Origin of the sequence: Vibrio sp. 10N.286.49.C3, from assembly GCF_041469545.1 — a bacterium.
Lineage (GTDB): Bacteria > Pseudomonadota > Gammaproteobacteria > Enterobacterales > Vibrionaceae > Vibrio > Vibrio tasmaniensis_A.
The window spans coordinates 96,082-108,595 of record NZ_JBFRKT010000024.1 but is presented as its reverse complement, the minus strand read 5'-3'; the positions used below and the strand labels follow the sequence as shown (position 1 = coordinate 108,595).

The 12,514-nt window shown below is 43.4% G+C and carries 10 protein-coding genes; 5 read left to right on the top strand and 5 right to left on the bottom strand.

Features of this window, described 5'->3' with window-relative positions:
• Nucleotides 1-81: 81 nt before the first annotated feature.
• Nucleotides 82-1,482 (bottom strand): asparagine--tRNA ligase, encoded by a 1,401-nt coding sequence (gene asnS / locus AB4180_RS11765; RefSeq protein ID WP_004734710.1) that lies wholly within the window; start codon nucleotides 1,480-1,482, stop codon nucleotides 82-84.
• A 558-nt stretch (nucleotides 1,483-2,040) separates the two neighbouring features.
• Here asnS and AB4180_RS11760 point away from each other — a divergent pair.
• The gene (locus AB4180_RS11760; RefSeq protein WP_102249789.1) at nucleotides 2,041-3,531 is read left to right on the top strand and encodes a SulP family inorganic anion transporter; all 1,491 of its coding nucleotides are present in this window, start codon (nucleotides 2,041-2,043) and stop codon (nucleotides 3,529-3,531) included.
• Between the two features lie 162 nt (nucleotides 3,532-3,693).
• Here AB4180_RS11760 and AB4180_RS11755 read toward each other — a convergent pair whose 3' ends face one another.
• A complete protein-coding gene (locus AB4180_RS11755; protein WP_102249835.1) occupies nucleotides 3,694-5,328 on the bottom strand; it encodes a methyl-accepting chemotaxis protein in 1,635 nt (544 codons plus the stop codon).
• Nucleotides 5,329-5,655: 327 nt separating this feature from the next.
• Between AB4180_RS11755 and queD the strand changes: the two genes are divergently transcribed.
• The 3 genes from queD (at nucleotide 5,656) to AB4180_RS11740 (ending at nucleotide 7,869) form a co-directional block, all read left to right on the top strand.
• Nucleotides 5,656-6,018: a 6-carboxytetrahydropterin synthase QueD gene (queD, locus tag AB4180_RS11750; protein ID WP_009847038.1), complete on the top strand. Its 363-nt coding sequence runs from the start codon at nucleotides 5,656-5,658 to the stop codon at nucleotides 6,016-6,018.
• A 429-nt stretch (nucleotides 6,019-6,447) separates the two neighbouring features.
• On the top strand, nucleotides 6,448-6,645 hold the full coding sequence (locus AB4180_RS11745; RefSeq protein ID WP_131825228.1) for a hypothetical protein: 198 nt from the start codon (nucleotides 6,448-6,450) through the stop codon (nucleotides 6,643-6,645).
• A gap of 81 nt (nucleotides 6,646-6,726) precedes the next feature.
• Complete coding sequence (locus AB4180_RS11740) at nucleotides 6,727-7,869, top strand: amino acid permease (protein ID WP_009847037.1); 1,143 nt, start codon at nucleotides 6,727-6,729, stop codon at nucleotides 7,867-7,869.
• 133 nt (nucleotides 7,870-8,002) lie between these two features.
• Here AB4180_RS11740 and AB4180_RS11735 read toward each other — a convergent pair whose 3' ends face one another.
• The 3 genes from AB4180_RS11735 to AB4180_RS11725 form a co-directional block, all read right to left on the bottom strand.
• The gene (locus AB4180_RS11735) at nucleotides 8,003-9,364 is read right to left on the bottom strand and encodes an L-serine ammonia-lyase (protein ID WP_009847036.1); all 1,362 of its coding nucleotides are present in this window, start codon (nucleotides 9,362-9,364) and stop codon (nucleotides 8,003-8,005) included.
• Between the two features lie 120 nt (nucleotides 9,365-9,484).
• On the bottom strand, nucleotides 9,485-10,738 hold the full coding sequence (locus AB4180_RS11730) for an aromatic amino acid transport family protein (RefSeq protein ID WP_009847035.1): 1,254 nt from the start codon (nucleotides 10,736-10,738) through the stop codon (nucleotides 9,485-9,487).
• A 309-nt stretch (nucleotides 10,739-11,047) separates the two neighbouring features.
• A complete protein-coding gene (locus AB4180_RS11725; protein WP_009847034.1) occupies nucleotides 11,048-11,647 on the bottom strand; it encodes a CoA pyrophosphatase in 600 nt (199 codons plus the stop codon).
• A gap of 324 nt (nucleotides 11,648-11,971) precedes the next feature.
• On the opposite strand from AB4180_RS11725, the gene AB4180_RS11720 reads away from it, so the two are divergent.
• Nucleotides 11,972-12,514, top strand: a complete 543-nt coding sequence (locus AB4180_RS11720) for a heme NO-binding domain-containing protein (protein ID WP_102249790.1) — start codon at nucleotides 11,972-11,974, stop codon at nucleotides 12,512-12,514.

The following is a 12,514-nucleotide window of genomic DNA, read 5'->3' as shown; positions in this document are numbered from 1 at the left end:
TCTTAAGTGAACGGCATTACGTATATACGGAGGTTTTTATTTATCTGATACTGACTTCGTTAAAGAAGAAGCAAGCCGATATTAGAAGTTAGCAGAGCGTGGTGTACGTGGGAACGGGATAACGTCACGAACGTTGCCCATACCTGTTACGTAAGACACTAGACGCTCAAAGCCAAGACCGAAGCCTGCGTGAGGTACTGTGCCGTATTTACGTAGGTCGCGGTACCAGCTCATGTGCTCAGGGTCGATACCCATACCAATCATGCGCTCGTCTAGAATGTCTAGACGCTCTTCACGTTGTGCACCACCGATGATTTCACCGATGCCTGGTGCAAGTACGTCCATTGCTGCAACTGTCTTGCCGTCGTCGTTTAAGCGCATGTAGAAAGCTTTGATGTCTTTCGGGTAGTTCTTAACGATAACAGGTGCTTTGAAGTGTTCTTCAGCTAGGTAACGCTCATGCTCAGAAGACATGTCGATGCCCCACTCAACGTCGAATTCAAATTTCTTACCAGAATCTAGTAGGATTTGGATTGCGTCAGTGTAGTCAACTTGTGCGAAATCAGCGTCTACGAATTGCTCTAGACGAGTGATTGCTTCTTTGTCGATGCGAGAAGCGAAGAACTCAAGGTCGTCTCGGCGCTCTTCAAGAACAGCAGCGAAAACGTACTTAAGCATGTCTTCAGCCAGTTTCGCTACATCGTCAAGGTCTGCAAACGCAACTTCAGGCTCAACCATCCAGAACTCAGCTAGGTGGCGGCTTGTGTTTGAGTTTTCAGCACGGAACGTAGGACCGAACGTGTAAACCTTGCTTAGTGCACAAGCGTAAGCTTCAGCATTAAGTTGACCAGATACTGTAAGGAAAGTTTCTTTACCGAAGAAATCTTCATTGAAGTCAACTTTGCCTTCGTCAGTGCGAGGTAGGTTCTCCATGTCTAGCGTCGATACGCGGAACATTTCACCAGCGCCTTCTGCATCAGATGCAGTGATAAGCGGAGCTGAAGTCCAGAAGAAACCTTGCTCGTGGTAGAAACGGTGAATCGCTTGAGATAAACAGTTACGTACACGTGCTACTGCGCCGATCACGTTTGTACGTGGGCGTAGGTGAGCAACTTCACGAAGGTATTCGATAGAGTGACGTGTCTTAGCCATTGGGTAAGTGTCAGCGTCTTCAACCCAGCCTACAACTTTAACGTCAGTTGCTGCTAGTTCGAAGTCTTGACCTTTCGCAGGAGACTCAACAATCTTACCCGTTACTTCAACAGAGCAGCCAGTTGTTAGCTTTAATACTTCGTCTTCGTAATTATTAAGATTATTAGGAACCACGGCCTGAATCGGGTCGAAACAAGAGCCGTCATAAATGGCAAGGAAAGAGATTCCAGCTTTGGAATCACGACGTGAACGGATCCAGCCGCGAACAGTTACTTCACTGTCTACCGCTAGCTTGCCGCCAAGTACGTCTGTTACAGGCGCGTAAGTCATGTTGATTTCATTCTCCATTGAGGGACAAATTCAACTCAAAGTCTCTGGCATTGCTGCAAATAAACATACATTTGCACAATAATTAGCCGAAACATTAAGTTGTATAAACTTTTTAAATCGATTGAACATATTACCTGTCATACCGACAGCTTCAACCTTTATTCTTGCTTGGTGAAAGAAATATTGTGTCTACTGAGCAGAAATACCTTTTAGGGTGTGTTTTTTGTTCGATCTTAGCATCAGCCTTACCTTTCACCCTATGTGAGCTGTTGAACGAGCAAGACGTAATCGAAACCTTTGTTTTCAATAATGGGAGTGTGATTGTGTTGAGACTCACTCTATATTGGCGCGGATTCAGTCATGTTGGACTTGATCACCTTCTTAATTTCCCACTAAAGCTAAAAGAGGAGTTTAATATTCACGTGTTAATTACGCCGCCTTAACCCCTGCATTCTCTCTACACCCGCACTTTTCGAGCGCTCGCTCATTCAAGAAAAACAGTCGATCAAATTATGTCTGAACAAGGCAGGACTGGCTGTACAAGTAAAAGAGAATTACATGCTTAATTATTTAAAAAAACACTGGTTATCAAACGTTAAAGGAGATTCATTATCTGGGATTGTGGTTGCACTCGCATTAATCCCTGAAGCCATCGCATTTTCAATTATCGCAGGCGTCGATCCTAAAGTAGGGCTTTATGCTTCTTTCTGTATCTGTGTTGTAACCGCTTTGGTTGGCAGTCGTCCGGGGATGATCTCTGGGGCAACGGGCGCAATGGCGCTGTTGATGGTCACCTTAGTGAGAGAGCACGGACTAGAATATCTACTCGCTGCTTCATCTTTAGCTGGCGTCATTCAAATCGCAGCCGGGTATCTTAAGCTTGGTAACCTAATGAATTTCGTTTCCAAATCGGTGATTACTGGATTTGTTAACGCGCTCGCGATTCTCATTTTCATGGCCCAGCTTCCTGAGTTGATCAACGTTCCTTCAAGTGTTTACGTGTTAGTCGCTTTGGGTTTGGCGATCATCTACTTGCTTCCATATTTTCCCAAGTTTGGTCGTGCAATACCTTCTCCATTGGTCGCTATTGTTGCCCTGACAATCATTAGTTTGTTGTTCGGATTAGATGTGAGAACGATTGGCGATATGGGCAAGCTTCCGGATTCACTGCCGGTATTCTTGATTCCTAATATCCCATTCACGTTCGATACGCTTGCAACCATCCTGCCATATTCTATCGCTCTATCTCTGGTTGGCTTACTGGAATCTTTGATGACAGCGACCATAGTCGATGATCTGACCGATACTGAAAGCAATAAAAACAATGAGTGTAAAGGGCAGGGAGTAGCGAACATCGTTGCCTCACTATTCGGTGGTATGGCGGGGTGTGCGATGATCGGTCAGTCGATCATTAACATCAAATCAGGCGGCTTAACCCGATTATCCAGTATGATCGCTGGGGTTGTTTTGTTGCTAATGGTGGTGTTTGTTTCTGATTGGTTGAAGCTGATACCGATGGCGGCTTTAGTGTCTGTGATGATCATGGTTTCAATCGGCACGTTTTCATGGCGTTCTGTTGTTGAGCTTAAAGACCACACACTCCCAACCAATGTAACCATGCTAGCAACCGTGGCGGTGGTGGTGTTTACTCACAATCTCGCAATAGGTGTTGCGGTTGGTGTGGTGTTATCGGCTCTGTTTTATGCGCATGCCAGCAAATCCATGGTGTTTATATCCGATGAAGTGGTGACTAACGAACTGCACACCACCCATCGAGTAAAAGGCCATGTCTTTTTTGCTTCTTCAGATGCGTTTGTCGATCTATTTGACTATGACAAGGCCACGTCTTTAGTGACGATCGATATATCGGATGCATCGTTCCTAGATAACACGTCGGTTGAGGCGCTTGATAAGGTCGTGTTTAAGTTCCGAAAAAAGGGTGCTTATGTAGAGGTCGCAGGAATGGATACCGTGAGTGCGAATCTGATATTCAAGCACGCGATGTACCACAAGCATAAAGATTTAACCGCGGTTTCCATTACGCACTAATCGTGGTTTAAGGTGATCTTAAAATCTTAAAATCTTAAAATCTTAAAATCTTAAAATCTTAAAATCTTAAAATCTTAAAGCCCGAACTAGACATTGTTATGAAGATAAAGCGCTCATCTTTGAGCGCTTTTTTGTTGATGTCGCTAGGGGAGTTCTAACGGCCTATGACTGACCTTTATCGTTGGTATTTGAGTTCGATAAGGTGAATTGGTTGATAAGAGATTCAAGGTGATCCGACAGCTCTTCTAAATCATTACTGATTCCACGAGTTTCAGCTGCAGACTGCGATGTGTTGTCGGCGTGAGAAGTGATGGTTTCAACTTTTTGTTGCACATCTTGGGTTGCTTGTGTGGTGGATTGCGTCTGTTGCTGAATATTTTGTGCATGAGCTAACACTTGTTTCATTTCTTCAACGACACCGTTCATTTCAACGGACAGTGCGTCGATATCTGTCGAGCTTTGATGTGCTTGTTCGCAAACGCGGTCAGCAGAATTCAGCGATTCTTCACTGCCTTGTTGGAACTGATGAATGATAGACTCAATACTGCCAGTAGCCTCTGCCGTTCGTGATGCAAGATTACGAACTTCATCTGCCACTACCGCAAAGCCGCGACCTTGTTCTCCCGCTCGAGCCGCTTCAATCGCTGCATTCAAGGCTAGAAGGTTGGTTTGGTCGGCAATGCCACGAATCACACTCAATATTGAAGAGACTTCTCCAGTTTGCTCATTAAGTGTTTGTATCTTGTGTTTCACTTCTTCGATACTGCTCACTAGATTCTTAATCTCACTACTTGCATCATGTGCTTGGTTAGCACTCTTACAAGCCACATCTGAGGTGTGATTGATGAGTTCTGACGCGGTTAAAGTGGCTTGTTCTACATTGACCTGTTGTGCTTGTATTCCTTCGACATTGTTTTGCACTTCTGTGGTTTCGTTTTGTTGATCGCTGGCGGCTTGCTCGGTAATTTGAGCAACGCTAGTCAGTTGATTGGCTGACGCATTCAGTTTGTGCGAAGTATCTTGTACCTTTTCTAAGCTGTTAGAAACGGTTCCCATGAACGAGTTGATGGCGTTAGCCAGCGTGCCAATCTCATCTTTACTTTGTTCGGGCAAACGAGTGGACAGGTTTTTATCGCTGCTTACTTGGGTCATAAACCGCGAAGTCTGTTGAAGAGGGCGAACGATAATCTTACGAATTAATCCCATCGTAAGAACAAACCCGGCGAAGGAGATAACCGCCATAATGCCTATAGCAGCCATGGTTTGAGTGTTGATCAGCGCGTTAACGTGGCTGAGGTTATATTCTAGGCGAATCGCGCCTAATACTTCACCTTCTGGTGTCATATGACATGCCACACAATTGGTGCCGCGATAGTTCTCGCTCGACTTCATTGGCAGAGCAATAACCAAGCCTTTACCCCAATCGGCAGAAAAGGGTTCGATAACAGTTTCGCCTGCTAGCGCTCGTTTATCGATATCATCAATAGGTGTTTGGTTGTCATTGCCAGGTCCGTACAATTTGCTCACTGCATCGGCGCGCAGTACACGAACATTTTCAATGCCTTCTTGCGCTAACGCTTTCTGACGAAGGGTCTCTTTTTGTGCCATGGTGCCAGTCAGCATCATCATATTAAGGCTATCGAAATAGTTGCTTGCCTTATCATGAAGCTGCTCACTTAACACCGAGTTTACAAGTTGCTTTTGCTGCGAATATTGAAAGTAAGTCGATATTGCAAGCAAGAAAGTGAACACAATGGCGAGGGCTACTAGGATTTTAAAGGTGATTGTTGAGCGCATAAGGTGTTTGTTTTTATTAAGTATAATGACATGCATACTTTACGTGTAAGCCGCTCTACCACCTATGGGGTATGACCGATTGTGTGACCACACTCCGGTTGTGGTTATGTTTCTGTGATGTAGCGGGTTTGTTTCTCATTTGGCGAGAGGGCTAAGCGTATGGTGATTTTCAAGCCATCTTTATATGTGTTTTATTGTGACTCAAGTGAGTGGCTAGCAACAAGCTCCCCCCTTGCAGCTAATAAGGCCGTACAGTGGTGATAGAACTTGTAGTGTGCATTGGTTTTACGTAATATTGCGTGTCATTTTTTTAGCCTGAGAAACACAATGAGAACTGAGTTATACAAAGAGTTTATGTTTGAAGCAGCCCACCATCTTCCACACGTGCCAGAAGGGCATAAGTGCGGTCGTTTGCATGGTCACTCTTTTCTTGTTCGTTTGTACGTAGAAGGCGAAGTTGACCCGCATACAGGTTGGGTAATCGACTTTTCTGAAATTAAAGCTGTATTCAAACCAATTTACGACCGTTTAGACCACTACTACCTAAACGACATTGAAGGTTTAGAAAACCCGACAAGTGAAGTATTGGCTAAGTGGATCTGGAATGAACTTAAACCAAGCTTGCCACTTTTGAGCAAGGTTGAGATTAAAGAAACATGTACAGCGGGTTGTATCTACCGCGGTGAATAAGGTTTCGATGCTGTAGATTTCAAAGATACAGCTATCAAAGTTACAGCTATCAAGGCAACAGTCTTCAATACTATAGCTTTCAAGGTTATAGCCTTAAAAGCTATAATCGAACGAAAGGCGCTTACAAGAGCGCCTTTTTTGTAGCTGTCATATATGTTTGGGTGCTCTTTATACAAGCTTTGTTGTTTATGGGGTGGGGTGTTTATAGTTCCGCTTTTTATTAATAATGATTATTGTTTTACGCGGTTTGGTGGTCGATTTGTATCCAAATGGCTATTTTGTTCAATTTAATAGCAAAAAATGTGGTTATAGCGTTGTGTTTCAAAGCTCATTCGATAAGATGAAAATACCTCTAATGACAGAGGTAGGGCAGCAATGGATGCGCTGCTTCAAATACTATGGAATGTGACTTAATTATTGGACACATACATGAAATTCAAGATTACATCGCCGATTATTGAACCTACAGAAGGTTCACCACATCAGTTAACGCAAACTCACGCTTCTCGTTTTACCTCTTTTAAGACAAGCTCCCCTTTGAACACCTTGTTCGACCACGTCTCTGCACGCTTCTTTACCGCTTATCGCTCCTATTGTTATTCGTTTTATAACTCTATTTCTATCTGAACTCCTTTGTCATCCGCTCGATGTACGAAGACTCATATCTATAAAAACTAAACAAATAAGTTAAAAACAATGAATATTAAAATGATGGGTAGCTCCCTAATTATCGCTGGTACCGCTCTCGGTGCTGGTATGCTTGCGATCCCAATGGTATTAGCTCAATTTGGATTGCTTTACGGCACGCTGCTGATGGTTCTGATCTGTTTTGGTACCACTTACGCAGCATTATTACTTCTAGAAGCGACCATCAAAGCGGGTGGTGGTCTAGGACTAAACTCAATTGCCCGAAAAACCTTGGGCAAACAAGGTCAGTTGATTACCAACGGCCTACTTTACGCGTTATTGATTTGCCTATTGATGGCTTACATTCTGGGCGCAGGTGACTTACTGAGTAAGTTACTGTCTAACTTTGGCGTTGAACTCACCGCGACCACGAGCCAAGTCGTGTTTACGTTACTTGCTGGCGCTGTCGTCGCAAGTGGCACCGGTGTGATTGATAAACTCAACCGTGCTTTGTTCTTCGTTATGCTTGCTAGCTTGTTTGCAACCATGGTGTTCTTAGCGCCGAGCATGACTCAAGAAAACTTGATGCAGGTAACCAGCCATGACCATGTTGATCTAATCAAAACCAGTGCCATCCTGTTTACGAGCTTTGGCTTTATGGTTGTGATTCCAACCTTGGTTTCTTACAACCACGAAGCGACAGACAAACAGCTGCGTAACATGGTGATCGTCGGTTCTCTGATCCCATTAGTGTGTTACTTATGTTGGTTGTTTGCGGTAGTGGGTAATTTGAGCGAAGAGCAATTCAGAAGCTTCAAGAACGTATCAGATTTGATGGCGGCGTTTGAGGCTCAGTCTCCTTGGGTGGGTAACGTTCTGTCTACCTTCACTGGCTTGGCGTTGTTGACCTCTTTCTTTGGTGTAGCGATGTCTTTGTTCAACCAGAACAGAGACATGTTTAACCAAAACACAGCGGTCACTTACTGCATTAGTTTTATCTTGCCGCTGGCGGGTTCACTGCTTGCTGCAGATAAGTTCCTACAAGTGTTGAACTATGCAGGTATCATCTTAGTGTTCTTAGCCGTGTTTGTTCCTCTGGTGATGGTTCATAAGCAACGCTTTATGAAGGTAGCGGAAGACAGATACAGTGCTGAAGGTGGTCGACCAATGATGCTTTTCTCATTGTTGTTTGGTTGCTTCTTGCTTATCTCTCAAGTGATTTAACCAATCGCTTCAGTTGCTGTGCCGGACAGCAACTGATATTGAGACATAAAAAAAGGAACGCATATGCGTTCCTTTTTATTATCTGCTCATTAAAAGCAGATTGATTCGAAAGCTATTAATAAACTAATGCTAATTAACAAACAACCTTAACTGCCAAACCACCTTGAGATGTCTCACGATATTTAGCGTTCATGTCTTTACCGGTTTCTAGCATTGTTTCGATAACTTTATCTAGAGAAACAGTAGGAGCAGAAGAGCGACGAAGTGCCATACGAGTTGAGTTGATTGCTTTAACTGCAGCAATACCGTTACGCTCAATACATGGAACTTGTACTTGGCCAGCAACTGGGTCACACGTTAGACCTAGGTTGTGCTCCATGCCGATTTCTGCAGCCATACATACTTGCTCTGGGCTACCACCCATAAGCTCAGCAAGACCAGCAGCAGCCATAGAACATGCCACACCAACTTCACCCTGACAGCCAACTTCAGCACCAGAGATAGAAGCGTTACGCTTGTAAAGACCACCGATCGCGCCAGACGCTGCGAAGTAACGGATGTAATCTTTCTCTGTCACTGTTTGGATGAACTTATCGTAGTAAGCCAATACAGCAGGGATGATGCCACACGCGCCGTTTGTTGGTGCCGTTACTACACGACCGCCCGCTGCGTTTTCTTCGTTTACTGCGAAAGCAAACATGTTCACCCAGTCAACAACCGTCATTGGATCGTTAGTTGTTTTTTCTGACGTGATCAGCTGTTGGCGAAGTGCTGCTGCACGACGAGGTACACGCAGTGGACCAGGCAGGATACCTTCAGTATTCATACCGCGATCCATACACTCACGCATCGTTTTCCAGATGTTAGCGAAGTAAGTGCGAGACTCTTCGTCTGAGTGGAAAGCCGCTTGGTTTTTCATAACCAGTGTACTGATAGAAAGACCACTTTCTTTACACTGATTAACCAGCTCTTCCGCTGTTGTGAATTCGTAAGGTGCTTTAATTGGGTTTTCTTCTTCTTTGCCGAAGTTCTCTTCGTCAACGATGAAACCACCACCAATTGAGTAATACGTTTTTGAATATGCGACTTCGTCATCAACCCAAGCATGAATGCTCATGCCATTCTCGTGTAGAGAAAGGTTGCTAGTGTGGAAGTTCATTCCGCCGTCGCGAGGGAACGAAACAGTATGACAGTGCATACCGACAGGTAGACGTTCAGTTTCTTCTACTCGAGCAATGAAGCCTGCAATAGAATCGATATCAACACGCTCAGGAGTATTGCCAGCAAGACCCATGATGATTGCGATATCTGTGTGGTGACCTTTCCCTGTCAGTGATAGTGATCCATATACGTCCACGGTGATTTTAGTGATGTCGCGCAATTTTCCCATTGAACGTAGGTCATCAATAAATTCTTTACCCGCTTTCATTGGTCCAACTGTATGTGAGCTCGATGGACCAACACCGATTTTATAGATATCAAATACACTAATCATAGCGATTACCTCAAAAAGAGAGCCTCCCAAGGGGAGTAGGGAGGCTCATTTATTATCATTATATTTTTTGTCTAACCTCGCCATATAAGATGAATGTCATCTTATAAAAAGGGCTTGAGATTAAAGAGCGCCGTAGATTACAGAACTAATAGCCGCTAGACCACATAAAGCTGTAAAGATTTGCACAGGTGCTGAAGTTTTGTACTTAGCCATAGCTGGTACTTTGTTCATTGCGAATACAGGCATTAGGAACAGGATAGCTGCAATCATTGGAGCACCCATTGTTTCAATCATACCTAGGATGCTTGGGTTAACTACCGCAACAATCCAAGTTGTAACAACGATGAACGCTAGAGAAGCTTTCTCAATCGTGCTGATTGAAGAACCAGAGCGAGACTTGATTAGGCCAACAAGACCTTCATGAGCACCTAGGAAGTGACCGAAGTAGCTAGAAGTGATTGCTGCGAACGCCACTAGAGGACCCATGTAAGAGATAAGTGGAGACTCATGAACGTTAGCTAGGTAAGAAAGAACCGAGATGTTTTGAGATTGCGCTGTTGCTAGTTGCTCTGGAGATAGAGAAAGTACTACAGAGAATACGAAGAACATTACAAAACCCATCAGCATCATTGCTGCGCCGCCAGTGATCGCGTCAGTTTTCTTAACCGCGTCTTCACCGTACACACGACGTTGCTCTTTAGAGAACTGTGAAATGATTGGGCTGTGGTTGAAAGAGAACACGATGATTGGAATCGCAAGCCAGATAATAGAAGGCATTGCTGACCATTCTGGGCTTGTTTCCATCATTGAAGTGTTCCAATCAGGAACTAGGTAGAAAGACAATGCTAGTAGGATGAATACTAGTGGGTAAACCATTGCTGAAGTTGCTTTAAGCATCAGTTCTTTACCGAATACAACACCTGCTGTCATAGCAAGGATAAGTGCACCAGAAAGAAGAGGACGAGGAATAGATTCCATGCCCATTTGGTTTACTAGGAAAGAGTCAACCGTGTTTGTGATACCAACACCGTAGATAAGAACGATTGGGTAGATAGCGAAAAAGTAAGCGAAAGTAATAAGGTTCGCGCCAGTCTTACCGAAGTGTTCTTCAACTGTGTCTGTAATATCTGCTTCTGGGTTCTTAGAAGACAGTACGAAACGAGCTAGAGATTTGTGTGCGAACCAAGTCATTGGTGCCGCGATTAAAGCTAGGATAACTAGCGGCCAAAAACCACCCGCACCAGCTTTGATTGGAAGGAATAGTACACCAGCGCCAACTGCTGTACCGAATAGTGATAGACACCAGGTGAAATCTTTATAGTTAAACTTGCTTGTATCTGTAACGGCATTTGCCGAAGAAGTTGTTGTGTTCATGTTAAATTACTCATTTTTTGGGAACAGGAAATAAGTCGGGGCTAATTCTGCAGAATTTTCTTCTACAAAAAATAGATCTAAATCATGTAATGAAACGGCGTGTCACATGATATGCGAAAAACGGATTTTTGATCACGAAAATAGCGTGCCACAGGTGATTTATGCTCATGCGTGCTATTAGTTTATCTTATGTGAAAGGCGGGGTTGTACAGAATTATACCAGGGAAACGTTTGCGTAAAATTGGATTAATAAATCTGTTCCATGGAAAAGGCTGTGTTTGTTAACAAGGATTAAACAAAACGTAGTTTCTATGTAATTTGTTGCACTACGTGTTGCTGCAGTGATTGGATGATTTGAGCCGTAACGCCCCAAATTAGGTGCTCTTGGAAGGGCATGGCAAAAACACGATGCTTGATTTTTTTTAAGTTAACAGTGTGGCTGTGTAACTTGGCTTGGTCTAAAACATAGGTGGCGGGCACCTCAAAAATCGAAGCAACTTCGTTCTCATCGATGATGGGTTTATAGTCCGAATCGACCACTACAACAATCGGTGTAACTAAAAATTTACTAATGGTACTCAAAGTAGGTAATTGCCCAACAATTTTAACCTGATCCGATCGGATTCCGACCTCTTCGTGAAGTTCTCTAAGTGCGGTGAATTGCATAGAAGGATCGGAGAGTTCGTGTTTCCCTCCAGGAAAGCTGATTTGACCAGGGTGATGTTTTAAATGAGCGGCTCTTTTCGTAAAAATAACATGTAAACCATCCTCTCGTTCCACTAAGCCGACTACCACTGCTGCTTTACGCAATTGATCGTCATTGATATGTGAAACGCGCTCAACGGATTCTGGGTGATAGCCAACGGTAGAGTTGAGCTGGAATTGTTGAAGGAAGTTATCTTTGTTCATATAAAGCCAATATATTGATTATTATGATTTTAAGTATAGTCATAACCGTGTGTTGATTACCAATTTCGAATTTGCCTTCACTTTCCTCCGTTAGTACCGGCAATAACTGGAAATAAGAAGGGACTGGGTAGCGGCGTTTTTCAAGGTAAATGTTCCCAATCTTCTAAGAGTGACGGATTTTGCTATATTTGAATATGTGTACTTCTACTAGTAAGCGTTATCCATGTCATAAATTGGGTGATGAAACGTACATTTTCTGTTTAAGAATTTGATAACAATGACTTAGTGGACCATTCTAAAAAGAAATAGAAGAAAAGGTATGAAATGAAAGGAATCATATTCACCGAATTTTTAGAGCTTGTTGAAGACAAGTTTGGGTTAGAGCTTTTGGAAGAAGTTCTAGAGATGTCAGAAGATGAAGGGATCTACACATCAGTCGGAAGTTACGACCACAAAGATCTTGTTCGATTGATTATAAACTTGAGTAAGAAAACCGATATTGATGCAGCGAGCCTGCAACGTGTTTTTGGACAATCGGTTTTTAAGAACTTACTGGCCTCATTACCGAATAAAGCGAGCCTCGCTCATAGCAACACCACTTTTCAATTTATTCAGCACGTAGAGCGTTACATTCACGTAGAAGTGAAGAAGCTCTACCCAGATGCTGAGCCTCCACAATTTAGCTTTATCACCACGACCGAAGCGCAACTTGTTTTTGACTATAAAAGCGCACGATGTATGTCTCACGTTTGTTTGGGATTAATCGAGGGGTGTGCTGAATATCACGGTGAATCAATTGGGGTAGAAATGACACCTCAGAATGAAGACCAAAGTGTGGTTAGGTTTAATCTCAAAGTAGAAAAGTGA